Origin of the sequence: Nocardioides sp. NPDC092400 (assembly GCF_040684155.1) — a bacterium.
GTDB lineage: Bacteria > Actinomycetota > Actinomycetes > Propionibacteriales > Nocardioidaceae > Nocardioides.
The window spans coordinates 717,888-734,877 of record NZ_JBFBFJ010000001.1; the positions used below are offsets into that span (position 1 = coordinate 717,888).

A 16,990-nucleotide genomic window follows, 5' to 3' on the forward strand; every position below is an offset into this window, starting at 1 on the left:
CTTGCCGGACGTGCTGCCCGAGCCGATGGCCCGCGTGCTCGCCGACTACGAGCGCCACCTGGTCTCCGAGCGGGACCTGACGCCGCACACGGTGCGCGCCTACACCACCGACGTCGCCGGCCTGCTCGAGCACGCGGCCCGGCTCGGCCACACCGACCCGGCCGAGCTGGACCTGCGCGCCCTGCGCAGCTGGCTGGCCAAGCAGCAGACCCTGGGCCGTTCCCGGACGACGGTCGCTCGCCGGGCGACCGCGGCCCGGGTGTTCACCGCCTGGCTGCTGCGCACCGGGCGCGCGGCGACCGACGCCGGCGCCAGCCTGGGATCGCCCAAGGCGCACAAGACGCTGCCGCCGGTGCTGCGGGCCGACGAGGCCGCGGACCTGGTGCGCGCGGCAGCCGAGCGCGCCGACGACGGCAGCCCGGTCGGCCTGCGCGACGTCGCGATGATCGAGCTGCTCTACGCCACCGGGATCCGGGTGGGCGAGCTCGTCGGTCTCGACGTCGACGACGTCGACCGCGACCGCAACGTCGTGCGGGTGCTGGGCAAGGGCCGCAAGGAGCGGACGGTGCCGTTCGGCCGCCCCGCCGCGCGCGCCCTCGACTTCTGGACCAAGCACGGTCGGCCGCACCTGGCCGCCGACGGTTCGGGGCCGGCCCTGTTCCTCGGTGTCCGCGGCCGGCGGATCGACCAGCGGGCCGTCCGGACGCTCGTCCACCGGCGCATCGCCGACGTCCCGGGCGCCCCGGACATCGGTCCGCACGGCCTGCGGCACACCGCTGCGACCCACCTGCTCGAGGGCGGCGCCGACCTGCGCTCGGTCCAGGAGATCCTCGGCCACGCGTCCCTGGCCACGACCCAGCTCTACACGCACGTCACCACCGACCGCCTGCGTCGCGCCTACCAGCAGGCGCACCCCCGGGCCTGAGGTCGCCACCCGTCGTAGGGTGGGCGACGGAGGGGTGGGCGACAGGGACGGCGACCCGCCCGGTGACCGGCTCGTCGCGCCACAGCGGCAGGAGCCGCACCGGTCCCGCCCCGACGAGGTCGAGGGGGTCGAGGTACGTCTCGCCCTCGATCCACCCCCAGTGCAGGCACGCGCGCGGGAAGCAGTGCGAGCCGGGGACCTGCAGCGTGCCGATCATGTCGCCGGCGGTCACGACGGTCCCCACGGCCAGGGCAGCGGAGACCGGCTCGTAGGTCGTCCGGGTCGTGCCGTGGTCGACCACGACGACGCCACGCCCGGCGAGGGTGCCGGCCCACGAGACCCGGCCGGCGAGCGCCGCGTGGACCGGTTGCCCGGGGGAGCCGAGCAGGTCGACACCGCGGTGGCCCGCGCCGTACGGATCGTCGGGTGGGTCGAAGTGCTCGACGACCGCCGGCTCCGGCCGCAGCGGCCACTCGCCGACCGGGTCGGTCCCGGAGCCGGCCGGCGCGCCCGCACCGGCGGGGGACGGGAGCAGCAGGAGGACGGCGGCGGCGAGTGTCGGGGAGACCATGGGCGCCACGGTGCGCCGGTCGCCGGACCGGCGCGACCGCCGGGCGGCGGCCTGGGGAGGAGCCGGCGGAGGACGAGGCCTGGGGACGGTTCCCGGTGGATTGGCGGGCGCCTGCCGGAGTCGCGTACGCTGGCAGGGCAGTCCGCACGTCACCACGCGTACTGACTTCGCACGTCGGCAGACCGCGGCGGTCCCCTCCGGGTTCCATCCTGGGAGGGCCCGACCACCCGCGGGCGACGACCCTCGGTCCCAGCGAGAGCCGGGTCGGGTCGCGCGCCGGCGTCAGGGCGACCGGCACCCGTCGGCTCGCGGCAACTGAAAACGACCGGAGCGCGTCACCGGTCCGTCCTCGTTCGCAAGGGCGGGCGCACGGCGGCGGCTCCACCACACAGGAGAACACACACCATGGCAGTCGTGACCATGCGCCAGCTCCTCGAGAGCGGCGTTCACTTCGGGCACCAGACCCGTCGCTGGAACCCGAAGATGAAGCGCTTCATCATGACCGAGCGCAACGGCATCTACATCATCGACCTGCAGCAGTCGCTGGCCTACATCGACCGCTCCTACGCCTTCATCAAGGAGACGGTGGCCAAGGGCGGGACGATCATGTTCGTCGGCACCAAGAAGCAGGCCCAGGAGGCGATCGCCGAGCAGGCGACCCGCGTCGGCATGCCCTACGTCAACCAGCGCTGGCTGGGCGGCATGCTCACCAACTTCCAGACCGTGCACCAGCGGATCAACCGCCTCAAGGAGCTCGACGACGTCGACTTCGACAACGTGGCGGGCTCGGGTCGCACCAAGAAGGAGCTCCTGCAGATGAAGCGGGAGCGCGACAAGCTCGAGAAGACCCTCGGCGGCATCCGCGAGATGGGTCGCACCCCCTCGGCCGTCTGGATCGTCGACACCAAGAAGGAGCACCTCGCCGTCGAGGAGGCTCGCAAGCTCCGGATCCCGATCATCGGCATCCTGGACACCAACTGCGACCCCGACGAGGTCGACTTCCCGATCCCGGGCAACGACGACGCGATCCGCGCCGTCGGCCTGCTGACCCGCGTGGTCGCCGACGCCGTCGCCGAGGGCCTCATCGCCCGCTCCGGTGGCAAGGCCGCCGCTGACACCGCGACCGCGGCCGAGCCGCTCGCCGAGTGGGAGCGCGAGCTCCTCGGTGGCGACGCCGAGAAGGCCGCCGTCGAGGCGACCGGCGGCGACGCCGCGACCGACGAGGCCCCGGCCTCCGAGGCGACCGGTGCCTCCTCCGAGGGCGCTGCCTCCGACGAGGCCGCCGCCGCTGCGACCGACGAGCCCGCCGCCGAGCAGGCCGTCGAGACCGCCGACCAGGCCCAGGCCTGACCCTCCGCGCCCGCGGCGCCGCTCGTACGACGTACGCAGCGGCGCCGCGGCGCGGTGCCGGGACGAGCCCGACTCGTCCCCTCCACTCCTGAATCCTGCGACCCAGACGGGACAACACCATGGCGAACATCTCCGCCGCCGACGTCAAGAAGCTCCGTGAGCTCACCGGCGCCGGCATGATGGACTGCAAGAAGGCCCTGACCGAGGCCGACGGCGACTTCGACAAGGCCGTCGAGATCCTGCGCGTCAAGGGCGCTGCGAAGGCCGAGGCCCGCGGCGCCGAGCGCGAGGCCACCGCCGGCCTCGTCGCCACCTCCGGCGGCGCTCTCGTCGAGCTGCGCTGCGAGACCGACTTCGTGGCCAAGGGTGACGAGTTCGTCGCCACCGCCCAGAAGATCGCCGACGCCGCCGCCGAGGCCAAGGCCGGCGACGCCGAGACCCTCAAGGCCGTCCAGCTCGGCGACAAGACCGTCGGCGACGTCGTCGGCGACCTCGCGATCTCCATCGGCGAGAAGATCGAGCTCGGCCAGGTGGCGTACTTCGACGGCCCGGTCGTCGTCTACATGCACAAGCGTGCCGCCGACCTCCCGCCCGCCGTCGGCGTGCTGGTGGAGTACGACGGCAGCGAGGACGCCGCCCGCGGCGCCGCGATGCAGGTCGCGGCCATGCGCCCGCAGTACCTCACCCGCGACGAGGTCCCGGCCGACGTCGTGGCCCACGAGCGCAGCATCGCCGAGCAGAAGTCCCGCGAGGAGGGCAAGCCCGAGCAGGCGATCGCCAAGATCACCGAGGGTCGCCTCAACGGCTTCTTCAAGGAGGTCGTGCTCCTCGAGCAGGCCTCGGTGACCGAGAGCAAGAAGTCGGTCAAGGCCGTCCTCGACGAGGCCGGCACCACCCTCAAGCGCTTCGCCCGTTTCGAGGTCGGCGCCTGAGGCACTAAGGTCTGGCCAGACATCACGAGGAGGCCGGTTCGATGGAGCAGACACTGTCCATCGGACCGGCCTTCGTCGTACCCACCGAGGAGAGGAGAGCCGGTTGACCGCCTACAAGCGAGTCCTGCTCAAGCTGTCGGGCGAGGTCTTCGGTGGCGGCAAGGTCGGGGTGGATCCCGACGTCGTGCAGAAGATCGCGCGGGAGATCGCGGCCGTGTCGCGGGCCGGCGTCCAGGTCGCCATCGTGACCGGGGGCGGGAACTTCTTCCGCGGCGCCGAGCTGCAGCAGCGCGGCATGGACCGCGCCCGCGCGGACTACATGGGCATGCTGGGCATCGTCATGAACTGCCTGGCCCTCCAGGACTTCCTGGAGAAGGAGGGCGTCGAGACCCGCGTCCAGACGGCCATCACCATGGGCCAGGTCGCCGAGCCCTACATCCCGCGCCGGGCCATCCGGCACATGGAGAAGGGCCGCGTCGTGATCTTCGGCGCCGGCATGGGTATGCCGTTCTTCTCCACCGACACCGTCGCGGTCCAGCGCGCGCTCGAGAGCAAGTGCGACGTGGTGCTGGTGGCCAAGAACGGCGTCGACGGCGTCTACAGCGCCGACCCGCGGATCGACCCCACGGCGACGAAGTACGACGACCTCACCTACGACGACGCGATCAGCCAGGGCCTGCGGATCATGGACCAGACCGCCTTCGCGCTCTGCGGGGAGAACAAGCTGCCGATGGTCGTGTTCGGCATGGAGCCCGAGGGCAACATCCTGCGCGTCGTGCAGGGTGAGAGGATCGGGACGTTGGTCAGCGCCGGCTGAGGCGCCGACCCCCTCAGCAAGCAGCACGCGCAGCGACGAGACGAAGCGAACGAGTCAGGAGCACCGGTGATCAACGACATCCTCAACGAGGCCGACAGCAAGATGGACAAGTCGGTCGAGGCGACGCGCGAGGAGTTCGCCGCGATCCGCGCCGGCCGCGCCCACCCGAGCATGTTCAGCAAGATCATGGTCGACTACTACGGGACCCCGACCCCGATCCAGCAGCTCGCGTCGTTCACCGCCCCCGAGGCGCGCACGATCCTGATCTCGCCCTTCGACCAGGGCGCGATGAAGAACATCGAGCGGGCCATCCGCGACTCCGACCTGGGCGTGAACCCGGCCGACGACGGCAAGGTCATCCGCTGCGTCTTCCCCGAGCTGACCGAGGAGCGCCGCAAGGAGTACATCAAGGTCGCCCGCGGCAAGGCCGAGGACGGCCGCGTCGCCGTGCGCAACCTGCGCCGCACCGCCAAGCAGAACCTCGAGAAGCTCGAGAAGGACGGCGAGGTCGGCAAGGACGACGTCACCGGCGCGGAGAAGCGGCTCGACAGCATCACCAAGAACCACACCGACGCCATCGACGAGATGCTGAAGAACAAGGAGTCCGAGCTCCTCGAGGTCTGAGGGCCTCGGGACTCCATGACCGACTCGCCACAGCCGGCGGCACCGCCGGCCAAGGACCACGGGCGCGCCGGGCGGGACCTGCGCGCCGCCGTCGCGTCGGCCGTCGTGCTGCTCGGCGCGATCGCCGCGTCGCTGTTCTTCTGGAAGACCGCGTTCATGGTGATCGTCGCCGTGGCGGTCGTCGTCGCGGTGTGGGAGCTGCGCAAGGGCTTCTCCGCCAAGGGCATCGACCTGCCCGAGCAGCCGCTGATGGTCGGCGGCGTCGTGATGGTCGTGGTCGCCTACTTCTACGGCGCGCCCGCGCTGGTGACCGCCACGGCGGTCTCCGCGCTCGCGACGATGCTGTGGCTGCTGCGGCGCGGCATCGACGGCTACGTGCAGAACGCCACGGCGTCGGTCTTCACGCTCGTCTACGTGCCGTTCCTGGGCTCGTTCGTGGCCCTGCTGCTCGCTGAGGGCGGCACCGGCCTCGGCTCGGACTCCGGCGGCGCCGGGCTGGACGACCCGGGCGTGCAGGGCATCATCGCCTTCATCCTGGTGACCATCGCCTCGGACATCGGGGGGTACGTCGCGGGCGTGCTGTTCGGCAAGCACCCGATGGCCCCGGTGATCTCCCCGAAGAAGTCCTGGGAGGGATTCGCCGGGTCGCTCGTGTTCACCGTCGCGGCGGGCTGGGCCCTGGTGACCTGCCTGCTCGACGGCGACTGGTGGGTGGGCGTCGCCCTCGGCCTCATCGCCGTGGTCATGGCGACCCTCGGTGACCTGTGCGAGTCGGTCATCAAGCGCGACCTGGGCATCAAGGACATGAGCCAGGTGATCCCCGGTCACGGCGGGCTGATGGACCGGCTCGACTCGCTCCTCGCCACCGTCGCGCCGATCTGGCTGCTGCTGCACTACGCCGTCTTCTAGCGGGTCGTCTTCCAGCGGGCGGTCTCGCAGCGGGCCCTGCGCCCGCCGGCGGTGGCTCCGCGCGAGCGACGTACGGAGCCGTTATGGTCGCGCTGGTGGAGAGCGACGCGCGCGAGCAGGAGTCCGCCGCGGGGGAGGAGACCCCCGCGGGACAGGCCCTCGAGGAACGGACCGGCACCGATCGGGAGGAGCCCGACTGGTGGCACCGCGACCATCCCGTGTTCACCCCGCTCAGCGGGTTCTTCGCGGGGTTGCTGGCCGTGACGCTCCTGCCGGGGATCTACGCAGCGGTGCTCGGCGCGCTCTTCGACAGCGACACCGCCGAGCGCCTCTTCCCGTTCGTGGTGGTCGTCCTCGCCGTGCCGCTCGTCCTCCTGGCGGTGCCGCGCGCCCGGCGCTTCGCCCGCTACATGCTGCTGGGCGCGGTCCTGACCGCCCTGGTCGTGGGTGGCGTCGCGGCGCTCGTGCTCTGGTACCTGATGCGCGTCGAGTCCTGACGCGGCTCCGCGTGCCGGACCCCCGCGGCTCCGTGGATTCATCGCGGTGACCGGCCGGGTGGGAGAATGGGCGGCGATGTCCGACCCGAAGCCCCTCCCTCTCGTCTTCAACGAGCCGCGCGGCCGCAAGAAGCCCCCGCGGCACCTCGCCGACCTCACCTCAGCCGAGCGCAAGACGCTGCTCGAGGAGCAGGGCCTGCCGGGCTTCCGCGCCAAGCAGCTCTCGACCCACTACTTCGCGCGCCTCGTCGACGACCCCGCGCAGATGACCGACCTTCCGGCCGGTCAGCGCGAGGAGCTGGTCTCGGCGCTGCTGCCGGAGCTGATGACCCCGCTGCGGACCCTCGAGGCGGACCGCGGCACGACCCGCAAGACGCTGTGGAAGCTCTTCGACGGCGCGCTGGTGGAGTCGGTGCTCATGCGCTATCCCGACCGCGCGACCATCTGCGTCTCCAGCCAGGCCGGCTGCGGCATGGCCTGCCCGTTCTGCGCGACCGGCCAGGGCGGCCTGCAGCGCAACATGTCCACCGCTGAGATCGTCGAGCAGGTCGTCGCCGGCGCCCGGGCGATGACCCGCGGCGAGGTCCCCGGCGGGCCGGGCCGGGTCTCCAACGTGGTCTTCATGGGCATGGGTGAGCCGCTGGCCAACTACAAGGCGGTCATCGGCGCCGTACGACGCCTCACCGACCCCGCGCCCGACGGCCTGGGCATGTCCGCGCGCGGGATCACCGTCTCCACCGTCGGGCTGGTCCCGCGGATCAACCAGCTGGCCGAGGAGGGCATCCCCGTCACGCTCGCCCTGAGCCTGCACGCGCCCGACGACGAGCTGCGCAACGAGCTGGTGCCGATCAACACCCGGTTCTCGGTCGCCGAGACCGTCGAGGCGGCGTGGAACTACGCCCGCACGACCAAGCGTCGCGTCTCGATCGAGTACGCCATGATGCGCGGCATCAACGACCAGGCGCACCGCGCCGACCTGCTGGCCGACGTCCTCAACTCCTACGGCGACTGGGGCTGGGTGCACGTCAACCTGATCCCGCTGAACCCGACGCCGGGCTCGAAGTGGACCGCCTCGGACCCCGCCGACGAGCGCGAGTTCGTGCGCCGGCTCGAGGCCAAGGGCATCCCGACCACCGTCCGCGACACCCGCGGCCGCGAGATCGACGGCGCCTGCGGACAGCTCGCCGCGGCGGAGTGACCACCTCCACCACCGATCGCCGTTAACCTTCTCGACGGCCAGCAGGAGCGACGAGCGGGGCGAGCGCGATGACGACCGAGACCACCATCGCGACCGGGGTGACCCCGGCGGAGCTGGCCCGGGCCCAGGTGCTGCTCGCCCGGGTGACCGAGACCTTCGCCTCCCGCGTCGTGGGGCAGGAGCGGCTCCGCCGAGCTCTGCTCGTGGCGCTGCTCGCCGAGGGGCACGTGCTGCTGGAGAGCGTGCCGGGCCTCGCGAAGACCCTGGCCGCCTCGACGCTCGCGGGGGCCGTCGACGGCCGGTTCGCGCGCATCCAGTGCACGCCCGACCTCCTGCCCAGCGACATCGTCGGCACCCAGGTCTACGACCCGCGCACCCACGTGTTCGAGACCCAGCTCGGTCCCGTCCACGCGAACTTCGTGCTCTTCGACGAGATCAACCGAGCGAGCGCGAAGACCCAGTCGGCGATGCTCGAAGCGATGCAGGAGCGGCAGACCTCCATCGCCGGTGAGGTGCACCGGCTCCCGACGCCCTTCCTGGTGCTCGCCACGCAGAACCCCATCGACGAAGAGGGCACCTACCTCCTCCCGCACGCCCAGATGGACCGCTTCCTGCTCAAGGAGGTCGTCGAGTACCCCCGCGCCGCCGACGAGGTCACCGTCCTGGACCGCATCGCCGACGGCACGCTGGGCCGGTCGGCGGCACCGGTGACCGCGGCGATCGACCTCGCCGACGTCGCGGCCCTGCACCGCACGGTGGGCCGGGTGTACGTCGACCGGTCGGTCAAGCAGTACATCGTCGACGTCGTCCAGGCGACACGAGACGCCGTCGGCACGATCGGCGCCGGGCTCGGCCGGTACGTCGAGGTGGGCGCGAGCCCGCGCGCGACGATCGCCTTCTTCCAGGTCGCCCGCGCCGTCGCCGTCCTCGAGGGCCGCGACCACGTCGTGCCCGAGGACGTCCGCGAGCTGCGGCACAGCGTCCTGCGGCACCGGCTGCACCTGGGCTACGAGGCGCTCGCCGACGACGTGCGCCCCGAGCAGGTCGTCGACGCGGTCTTCGCGGCGGTCCCCACGCCGTGAGCGGGCACCTGACGCGGGTCCGCACGTCGGTGCGGATCCACGCCCACCGCCGGGTGCGCGGGCAGCTGGAGGGGGAGTACGCCGCGCTGGACCCGGGCCGCAGCACCGACTTCAACGACCTGCGTGAGTACGTCCGAGGTGACGACGTCAAGGACCTGGACTGGAAGGCGTCGGCGCGCACCCGCACGATGCTGGTGCGGCGCTACACCGCCAACCGCAAGCTGCTGGTGAGCCTCGTCGTCCCGACCGGCCGCTCGATGGCCGCCGCGAACGACCTCGACGTGCCCAAGCGTGACCTCGCCGTGACGGTCGTCGGCGTGATGGGCCACCTCGCCGTCGGCCACGGCGACCGGGTGTGCCTCGTGCTCGGGGACGCCGACCGGCAGGCGCACCGTCCGTCCACGGGCGGCGAGCTGGGCCTGGAGCGCTGCCTGGCCGCGGTCCACGACGCGATCGGACCAGACGCCGGCTCCACGGACCTGGCCGCCGTCCTGCGGCACGCCGCCCGGGTCGTCCGCACCCGGACGGTGATGCTGGTGGTCTGCGACGCGCCCGTGCTCGAGGACGACGCCGTGGCCGCGCTGCGGCGCCTCCGGGTGCAGCACGAGGTCCTGCTCGTGACCGTCGGCGACCTGGACCCCTCCGTGGTCCGCACCGGGCGAGCGTTGCGGGACGTGGACTCCGGCCAGGGGCTCCCGGCGTGGCTGCGCGAGGACACCCGGCTCGGCCTCGAGCTGCTGGACCGCACCCGCGCGGACGCGGAGCGGCTCGCCGGGCAGCTGCGGTCGACGGGCGTCGTCCACGAGCACGTCGCCGGGCACGCCGACGCCGTGCCGGCGCTCCTGCGCCTGCTGGAGAGGCACCGCCGTGCTCGCCGCAGGTGAGCTGGCCGGGCCGGCCGACTACGCCGACGGGTGGCTCGCGCTCGCCGTCCTCCTCCTCGTCGCGGTCGTCGCCTGGAACGCCGGCGTCGCGTGGTGGGGCCGCCCCACCCGGCTCCCCGTGGTCCCGCCGGCCCAGCGGGTCGACGTCGAGGCGGTCCGCGCCGCGCACCTGGCGCGCCTGGACCGGGTCGAGGCCGCCGTCCGCGCGGGCGACCTGGACCTGCGTTCGGCCCACCACGAGCTGAGCGCCACCGCCCGGTCCTTCGTGCACGAGACCACCGACGTGCCGGCGCGCCACCTCACCCTCGCCGAGCTGCGCGAGCGCGACGTACCGGCCGTGGCGGCGGCCGTCGAGGTGATGTACCCGCCCGAGTTCGCGCCCGGCGACGCACACGCCGAGGCGGCGTGGGGTCGGGCCCTCCGGCTGGCCCGCGAAGTCGTGGGGTCCCGGTGAGCCTTGTCGACGATCCTCGGTGGCCCGCTCTCGGGCTGCTCGGCGCGGCGCTCGTGCTCGGGCTGCTCGTCTGGTGGGGCCGCCGGCCCTCCCCGGAGCCGCACCATCGTGACGTACTCGTCGCCCACACGGCACGACTGCGCGAGCTGCCCCGGTTCCGAGCGCTGGTCCGGGCCCGGCTGTGGCGGACCGCCGCGCGGTCGGCGTTCCTGCTGGTGGCCGCCGCCGGCTGCCTGGTCCTGGTCGCCCGGCCGACGGCGACCACGCGCGACGCGACGGTCCCCGGGCGCGACGTCGTGCTCTGCCTGGACGCCTCGGGCTCGATGAGCCGCTACAACGAAGCGGTGGTCGGGGCGCTCGAGCAGGTCGCGGACGGGCTCCCGGGGGACCGCTTCGGGCTGTGGACGTTCGACGGCGTGGCGGTGATGAAGTTCCCGCTGACCGATGACGCGGGTTTCGTGGCCGACCGGCTCGAGGAGGCCCAGCGTGCCTTCGCGCGCGACGACGTCGACTACCGGCGCACGGCGGAGGCGCCGTTCCGCAGCTCCCAGCTCGGCGACGGCCTGCTGTCGTGCATCCAGGGCTTCGACCGGGTGACGGAGGCCCGGAACCGGATCGTGCTCGTCGCCACCGACAACGAGCCGCTGGGCGAGCGCGTCCGCACCCTCGAGGACGCCGCGGCGGCGGCCGCCACCCGCGACGTCGTGATCGAGGCGCTCGGGGTGGAGTCGTTGCGGGGTCGTCCTAGCGCGGAGGCGGAGCTCCGCGACGCCGTCGGCAGCACCGGCGGGAGCCTGGCGTACGTGGGTGACGCGGACGCCGTCCCCTCGGTGGTCTCGCGGATCGCGGGCCGGCGCGAGGCTCCGCCGTCGCGGGTCGTCGAGACCGCCCGCGACGTGACCGGCCCGGGGGTCCTGCTGGTCGTGCTGGGGGTCGCCGGTGCCGTGCTGTCCTCGGTTACGAGGCGCCCGTGAGCACCGCTCTCGGCCTCGCCTGGGAGCCCCTGGTCCCGGGGGCCCCGGCCCTCGTCGTCGGAGGCGCGGTGTGCCTAGCCGCGCTGGTCCAGCTCGGGCGCTCCTCCGGCCGCGGGCGATGGGCGTGGGCGGTACGGGCGGCCATGGCGGTCCTCGCCACCGTCGCGGTGCTCGGTCCGGGCCTGCCCGGCGAGCGCCCGACGTACGCCGGGCGCGGCGAGCTCCAGGTGGTGGTCGTCGTCGACCGCACGGTCAGCATGTCGGCCGTGGACGGAGCCGGCGGCGCCTCGCGCCTCGAGACCGCTCGCGCCGACCTGCTCGCACTCCCGGGGCTCGTGCCGGAGGGCACCCGCCTGGCGCTCGTGCAGTGGGGGTCGGTCGCCCAGGTGGCGCTGCCGTTCACCAGCGACCTCACCGCCTGGACCGACGCCGTGGGGCTCCTCCGCCGCGAGTCGCCGACCGAGGGGACCGGCTCCCGGGTCGACCGTCCCCTGCGGCTCGTCGAGCGGACCCTGGAGGAGGCGCGCGCGCAGTACCCCGACCGCCACCCGACCGTGCTGCTCCTCAGCGACGGGGAGAACACCGCGCCCGGGGTCCAGCGCTCGTTCGCGCCCCTCGACGAGCTCGTCGCCGGCGGCGCGGTGCTCGGCTACGGCACGGAGGCCGGCGGCCGGATGCCGGTCGAGGAGGGCCGCCCCGGCGCGGGCTGGGTGCCGGACCGGACCCGCGGCGGGGACGCCGTCTCGCGGCGCGACACCGCGAACCTGAGGCGGCTCGCCGACGAGATCGGCGTCGCGTACGTCGACCGGTCGGCCGGCGGACCGGCGGCCGGCCTCGCGGACCTGCTCGAGCCGCCGGTGCGCGTCGAGCAGGGTGCGACCGTGGTGGAGCGGCCCCTCACCTGGCTGGTCGCCCTGCTCCTCCTGCCGTTCGTGCTCGTGGACCTGCGCCTGGGCTGGCGGGGTCTGCACGAGGCGCGCCGGCTGAGGTGGGCGCGATGAGGCGGCCGATGGACCGGAGCCGACGGTGGCGGCCGTCGCCGCGTCGCGCCCGTCGTGACCAGCTGCTGCTGGCGGGGGCCGTGCCGTCCCTGGCGGCGCTGGTCGTGGCGCTCGTGCTCCTCACGCTGGTGGTCCGCAACGACCTCGGCGCCGCGGCGTACGACGAAGGCGACCACGAGTCCGCGCGAGAGCGGTTCGCGGCCAACCGCTGGCTGCGACTGGTCGAGCCGTGGGTCGCACCGCTCAACGAGGGCGACGCGCACCACCGCCTGGGGGAGTACGCCGACGCCGTCGACGACTTCACCGTCGCGCTGCGCGACGCGCCCACCGCGTGGGTCTGCCCGATCCGTCTCAACCTGGCGCTCGCCTGGGAGCGCCTCGGCGACGAGCGCGCGGCTGCCGACGATGCGGACTCCGGGGGCGCGGAAGAGGCTCGGGGTGCGGCCGCACGGGACGCGGAGGACGCCTGGCGCACCGGACGGACCGCGCTCGCCGACGGCCGGTGCACCGAGCTGGTCGACGACCCGACGGTGGACTGGCGACGAGCCGACGCGCAGGAGGCCGACGAGCGGCTCAGCGACAAGGTGACCGCGTCGGTCGAGGAGTCGGCCGCCCGCCTGGAGGAGGAGCTCAGCGCCGAGGAGCTGGCGCGGTTGCGCGAGCTGGAGCGCCAGCAGGCCCGGGCCCGGGAGCGGGAGGCCCGGATCCGGGAGGAGCAGCCGGACGACGCGCCCCTGGACGGACCCCAGGACGACGAGGACCCGCCCACCCCCGGTGAGCCTGGTGGCCCGGGGGAGGGCGGGTCCTTCGAGTGGTGAGGCCGGTCAGCCCAGCGGGTTGCGGATGATCAGCTCGACGTTGCGGTCCTGACGCGTGCCCTCGTGGCTGCTGGAGCGCTCGTGCCAGTCGTTCGCGGCCAGCTCCCGGCCCCAGGCGGCGAGGGCGTGGGTGTCGGAGAGGTCCGTGCCGGGCGTCACCGGGCCGCCGTGGTCGACCATCGTGGTGAAGATCGACAGCGTGCCGTCCTTGTTGTCGGCGATCTCGATCAGGCGCGCCTGCTGCGGCCAGTCGATGTGGGAGGCCGTGTTGATCTCCCAGAAGCCGCGGCCCTTGTTCTTCTTCTTGTTCGCCTTCACCAGGCGGGGCCACACGTGGTTGCTGTGGGTGTGGCCGTTGACCCAGGCGACGACGACGGGGTTGGCGAGCAGCACCTTCATGATGTCGGCTGCGAGGACGCGCCCGCCGCCGGTGTTGTTCGTCATCGAGGTCGACGGGTGGTGCGAGCAGACGACGACGTACTTCTTGTCCCGCTTGGCCTTCTTCAGCACCGTCTTGAGCCAGGCGAACTGCGCCTGGTCCAGCGAGCCGTTCTGCTCACCGGCGGTGTTGACCGAGTCGAGGACGACGAAGCGCACGCGGCCGCGGTCGTGGGTGTAGTACGCCGTGCCCTGGGCGCGGTTGGTGGCGGTGAACCCGTGCCCGACCGGCTTGCTGCTGGTGGTGAAGTGCTCGGCGACGACCTCGGCGCGGCTGAGCAGGCGGCGGTCCTCGTCGGGGGTGACGGTGCGGGCGCCGGGCGCGGCGATCACCTTCTGCAGGATCTCGGCGACCTTGCCGGACTTCAGGGCGAGGAGCACCTCGAGCTTGGTGACGTTCTCGGGCGGCGAGATCACCTTGGTCGAGCCGGTGGCGACCGCGTTGAGGCCCTCGATGCTGGTGGGGAAGTTGCCTTGGACGAGCCCGTCGTGGTTGCCGAAGGCGCTGATCCACGGCATCTTCAGGCCCTCGGCGGTGAACGGCCGGCGCGCGGCGTCGAGCAGCCCGGGCACGCTCGGGAAGCCGTAGCGCGAGCGGGCGCGGTCGGCATCGGCGCCGGCGGGCGCACCGTCGGGGTGCCAGTAGTGGATGTCGTAGTGGTCGGGGTCGAGGTCGGCGACGCCCTCCCACTTCTCGGGGTCGCCCGAGTCGACGCGCACCTCGCCGCCGTCGAGGACGTCGATGTTCCAGCGGATCTCGTTGCGCTGGGAGTTGTCGGAGTTGTCGCCGGTCTGCACGGCGAGGGCCAGCGGCTTGCCGGTGACCGGGCCCTTCCCGATGGAGTTGATCCGGCGGACCATCGAGTCGGCGATGTGCGCGGCGAGCATCTCGTGGGCGCGGTAGGAGGAGGCCAGCTGGCCGGTCGGCCCGTTCTCGGCGTCCTCGTCGTCCCAGCGGTCGACCCACTCCACGCGCAGCGGCGACTGGGCGTCGACCACGTGGACGTCGCTGAGCTGCGCGAAGGCCAGCAGGCCCTTGCGGCGCCGGCCGCGGCCCTTCTTGGCGGCCAGGCCCAGGTCGGTGCGCACCAGGTGCTTCTCGCCCGCTCCGGCGACGAGCGTGCGGTAGCCGAGCGGGTTCGCGACCGGGCCCTTGCGGATGACGCCCGCGAGGGTCGTCCCGCGGACGACGCGCGCGACCGCGGACGAGGCGGACGCCGCGGCCGAGGAGGCAGCGGACGACGCGGCCGAGGAGGCGGACGACAGCGCGCCCGACGCGGCGGCCGTGGCGGCGAGGGCGGCGGCCCCGGCGGAGCGGAGCAGGTGGCGGCGGGAGATCTCTGGCATAGGCATGGTCCCAGCACCCTAGGTGTGACGACCGCCACCGCGAAGCGGATTCACCGAACTCGTGCGACCACCTCGGCGGCCTCCTCGACGGTGTCGACGAGGTGGACGTGCGGCGCCATGTGCCGCCCGCGGGCGAGCGCCTCCAGCAGCGGCCAGACGGGGTAGGTCTCGGTCCAGTAGGAGCCGCCGACCAGCACCATCGGCGCCACCGACGACTCGTCGGCGTAGTAGTTCTCGCACGCGTCCTGGAAGACCTCCTGGACGGTCCCGGCGGCGCCGGGCAGGAACACGATCCCGGCGTCGCACACCTCGAGGAGCACCGCCTCGCGGGTCGCGTTGCGGAAGTACTTCGCGATGGCGGTCGCGAAGACGTTGGGTGGCTCGTGCCCGTAGTGCCAGGTGGGGATCCCCAGCGTCTCGACCGGGTCGGGGTGGGCGGCGCAGACGGCGAGCGCGGCGTGCGCCCAGGCGCCGATCGAGGGACGGTACGTCGGCACGCTCGCCAGCCCGGCCAGCGCGGCGGTCAGCTCCTCGACGGACCGGCGGGCCAGCCGGGCCCCGAGGTTCGCCGCCTCCATCGCGCCCGGCCCGCCGCCGGTGGCCACCGTGCGTGAGCCGTCGCGGGCCAGCGCGTGCCCGAGCGCCGCCGCCGCGGCGTACCCGTCGGACCCGCGCTCGAGCGCGTGGCCGCCCATGACCCCGACCAGCCGCCGGCCCCCGACCCACCTGTCGAGCGCCTGGTCGACCGCGTGGTCGTGCACGGCCTCCGCGAGCGCCGACTCCGGCGTGGGGGGCTCCTGCGACCAGGCGTAGGCCCGGGCGTCGAGCGAGAGCGGGTACTCGCCCTCGCCGTAGAGCTCCTCGGCGGTGTAGAGCGTCGACCGCGCGGTGTCCAGGGGCGCGGACGGCACGGCGGGCAGCACCAGCGCGCCCTGCGCCAGGAGGCGCTCGCCGTCCCCGGGTGCGAGCGTGCACCCGAGGAACGCCGCGCCCGCCACCTGGCAGCGCGACAGCAGGTCCGAGCGGTCGCTGAGGTCGACCGCCCGGACCCGCCAGCCCGACAGGGAGCTGACCCCGGCAGCCATGCGACGGTCGAAGTCGGCCAGCGACTCGACGTGGACGACGCGGCCGTGGGTCTGCTTCACCACGTCAACCTAGGGGGCCGTCCCAGGAGGGCTCAGAAGGCGTGCGCCAGGAGGTCGCCGAAGAGCTCCTGCTCGTCGACCTCGAGCCCCCGCGCACGGAACCACCGGCAGACGTTGGTGCAGTCGCGCAGCAGGTAGTCCATCCCGCTGGGGTTCGCGACCAGGTCGACCACCTGGGGGAGGTCGATGACCACGAGGCGCTCACCGGCGGCGAGGATGTTGTACGGCGACAGGTCGCCGTGCACCACGCCGTGCTGGACCATCGTCGCGAGCGCGTCGCGCAGCTGGTCGAACCACGAGGCGAGCAGCGCGCCGTCCGGTCGCGTCTGCGCGAGCCTGGGGGCGGTCTCCGGCCCGTCCTCGCCCTCGACGCACACCCACTCCATCAGCAGCTCGGTGCCGTCCACCTGGACCGGGTAGGGGACCGGCAGGCCGAGGGTCCACAGCCGCTTGAGCGCGGCCCACTCCGCGACGGCCCACTCCGCGGCCGCCACCTGGCGGCCGAAGGTGGACCCGCGCTTGACCGCGCGGACGTCCCGCGAGCGCTTCATGCCCCGGCCCTCGGTGTAGGACGCGGCCCGGTGGAAGGTGCGGTGCTCGGTCGAGCGGTAGCGCTTGGCCGCCATCACGACCGAGCTCCCCGGGTCGTGCGGGTCGCCCCGCTCGAGCAGGAAGACGTCGGCCTCCTTGCCTGTCTTGAGGACGCCGAGGTCGGTGTCGACCGCGCCGCGGGACGTCACCACCCAGGCCGGACGCGGCTCCGGGCCACGGGCGAGCGGCTCCACGTCGTACCACGTGGTCCAGCGCTGGCCGTCGGCCAGCTCGTCGTAGGTCCGCCACTCGGTGACGAAGGCGGGGTCGACCCCGGCGAGGGGCTCAGCGGTGCTGCGGGCGTGCTGGTCGTGCTGGTCGTGCTGTGTCACGGGTGCTCCAGGGATGCGAGAGGAGGTGGTCTGCTGGGGGCAGGCCGGAGACAGTCGTGGACATGTCACGCTCCTCTCGATCGCTGGGGCCGCTGCGCCGC

18 protein-coding genes are annotated in these 16,990 nt (G+C 73.5%); 14 read left to right on the top strand and 4 right to left on the bottom strand.

All coding sequences use genetic code 11. The annotated features are described in order from the left end of the window. Positions 1 to 25: 25 nt before the first annotated feature. Positions 26 to 925, top strand: a complete 900-nt coding sequence (locus AB0N29_RS03540) for a tyrosine recombinase XerC (protein ID WP_364865436.1) — start codon at positions 26 to 28, stop codon at positions 923 to 925. Here the strand turns inward: AB0N29_RS03540 and AB0N29_RS03545 are convergent. Next, on the bottom strand, positions 873 to 1,496 hold the full coding sequence (locus tag AB0N29_RS03545; RefSeq protein WP_364864151.1) for a M23 family metallopeptidase: 624 nt from the start codon (positions 1,494 to 1,496) through the stop codon (positions 873 to 875). The two genes, AB0N29_RS03540 and AB0N29_RS03545, sit on opposite strands and share 53 nt — an antisense overlap. Before the next feature lie 405 nt (positions 1,497 to 1,901). Here AB0N29_RS03545 and rpsB point away from each other — a divergent pair, with 405 nt between their 5' ends. From rpsB to AB0N29_RS03610, 13 genes are all read left to right on the top strand, one after another. Further along, on the top strand, positions 1,902 to 2,846 hold the full coding sequence (gene rpsB, locus AB0N29_RS03550; RefSeq protein ID WP_302270591.1) for a 30S ribosomal protein S2: 945 nt from the start codon (positions 1,902 to 1,904) through the stop codon (positions 2,844 to 2,846). 119 nt (positions 2,847 to 2,965) lie between these two features. Continuing rightward, complete coding sequence (gene tsf / locus AB0N29_RS03555) at positions 2,966 to 3,778, top strand: translation elongation factor Ts (protein ID WP_302270592.1); 813 nt, start codon at positions 2,966 to 2,968, stop codon at positions 3,776 to 3,778. Between the two features lie 103 nt (positions 3,779 to 3,881). Continuing rightward, positions 3,882 to 4,595, top strand: a complete 714-nt coding sequence (gene pyrH, locus AB0N29_RS03560; RefSeq protein ID WP_302270594.1) for a UMP kinase — start codon at positions 3,882 to 3,884, stop codon at positions 4,593 to 4,595. A gap of 69 nt (positions 4,596 to 4,664) precedes the next feature. Continuing rightward, positions 4,665 to 5,219 carry a ribosome recycling factor gene (frr, locus tag AB0N29_RS03565; protein WP_302271624.1) on the top strand — a complete coding sequence of 185 codons (555 nt, stop codon included), beginning with the start codon at positions 4,665 to 4,667 and terminating at the stop codon, positions 5,217 to 5,219. A 15-nt stretch (positions 5,220 to 5,234) separates the two neighbouring features. Then, positions 5,235 to 6,128, top strand: coding sequence for a phosphatidate cytidylyltransferase (locus AB0N29_RS03570; protein WP_364864154.1), 894 nt, complete (start codon positions 5,235 to 5,237; stop codon positions 6,126 to 6,128). Between the two features lie 95 nt (positions 6,129 to 6,223). Further along, positions 6,224 to 6,625 (top strand): hypothetical protein, encoded by a 402-nt coding sequence (locus tag AB0N29_RS03575; protein ID WP_302270596.1) that lies wholly within the window; start codon positions 6,224 to 6,226, stop codon positions 6,623 to 6,625. A gap of 76 nt (positions 6,626 to 6,701) precedes the next feature. Then, positions 6,702 to 7,823 (top strand): 23S rRNA (adenine(2503)-C(2))-methyltransferase RlmN, encoded by a 1,122-nt coding sequence (gene rlmN, locus AB0N29_RS03580; RefSeq protein WP_302270598.1) that lies wholly within the window; start codon positions 6,702 to 6,704, stop codon positions 7,821 to 7,823. A 68-nt stretch (positions 7,824 to 7,891) separates the two neighbouring features. Further along, the gene (locus AB0N29_RS03585; protein WP_364864157.1) at positions 7,892 to 8,905 is read left to right on the top strand and encodes a MoxR family ATPase; all 1,014 of its coding nucleotides are present in this window, start codon (positions 7,892 to 7,894) and stop codon (positions 8,903 to 8,905) included. Further along, on the top strand, positions 8,902 to 9,789 hold the full coding sequence (locus tag AB0N29_RS03590) for a DUF58 domain-containing protein (RefSeq protein ID WP_364864159.1): 888 nt from the start codon (positions 8,902 to 8,904) through the stop codon (positions 9,787 to 9,789). The genes AB0N29_RS03585 and AB0N29_RS03590 overlap by 4 nt, the downstream gene beginning before the upstream one ends. Further along, positions 9,773 to 10,243, top strand: coding sequence for a hypothetical protein (locus AB0N29_RS03595; RefSeq protein WP_364864162.1), 471 nt, complete (start codon positions 9,773 to 9,775; stop codon positions 10,241 to 10,243). The genes AB0N29_RS03590 and AB0N29_RS03595 overlap by 17 nt, the downstream gene beginning before the upstream one ends. Continuing rightward, on the top strand, positions 10,240 to 11,217 hold the full coding sequence (locus AB0N29_RS03600; RefSeq protein ID WP_364864164.1) for a vWA domain-containing protein: 978 nt from the start codon (positions 10,240 to 10,242) through the stop codon (positions 11,215 to 11,217). Before AB0N29_RS03595 ends, AB0N29_RS03600 begins: the two co-directional genes overlap by 4 nt. Further along, on the top strand, positions 11,214 to 12,218 hold the full coding sequence (locus AB0N29_RS03605; RefSeq protein WP_364864166.1) for a vWA domain-containing protein: 1,005 nt from the start codon (positions 11,214 to 11,216) through the stop codon (positions 12,216 to 12,218). Before AB0N29_RS03600 ends, AB0N29_RS03605 begins: the two co-directional genes overlap by 4 nt. A gap of 8 nt (positions 12,219 to 12,226) precedes the next feature. Beyond that, positions 12,227 to 13,036, top strand: a complete 810-nt coding sequence (locus AB0N29_RS03610) for a hypothetical protein (RefSeq protein ID WP_364864168.1) — start codon at positions 12,227 to 12,229, stop codon at positions 13,034 to 13,036. 6 nt (positions 13,037 to 13,042) lie between these two features. On the opposite strand, the gene AB0N29_RS03615 is transcribed toward AB0N29_RS03610, so the two are convergent. The 3 genes from AB0N29_RS03615 to AB0N29_RS03625 all read right to left on the bottom strand — a co-directional run bounded on the left by AB0N29_RS03615 (position 13,043) and on the right by AB0N29_RS03625 (position 16,889). Then, complete coding sequence (locus tag AB0N29_RS03615) at positions 13,043 to 14,827, bottom strand: TIGR03767 family metallophosphoesterase (protein ID WP_364864170.1); 1,785 nt, start codon at positions 14,825 to 14,827, stop codon at positions 13,043 to 13,045. Positions 14,828 to 14,871: 44 nt separating this feature from the next. Beyond that, the gene (locus AB0N29_RS03620) at positions 14,872 to 15,906 is read right to left on the bottom strand and encodes a Rossmann fold nucleotide-binding protein (protein WP_364865439.1); all 1,035 of its coding nucleotides are present in this window, start codon (positions 15,904 to 15,906) and stop codon (positions 14,872 to 14,874) included. A gap of 92 nt (positions 15,907 to 15,998) precedes the next feature. Beyond that, positions 15,999 to 16,889 (bottom strand): RIO1 family regulatory kinase/ATPase, encoded by an 891-nt coding sequence (locus AB0N29_RS03625; RefSeq protein ID WP_364864173.1) that lies wholly within the window; start codon positions 16,887 to 16,889, stop codon positions 15,999 to 16,001. Between the last annotated feature and the right edge of the window lie 101 nt (positions 16,890 to 16,990).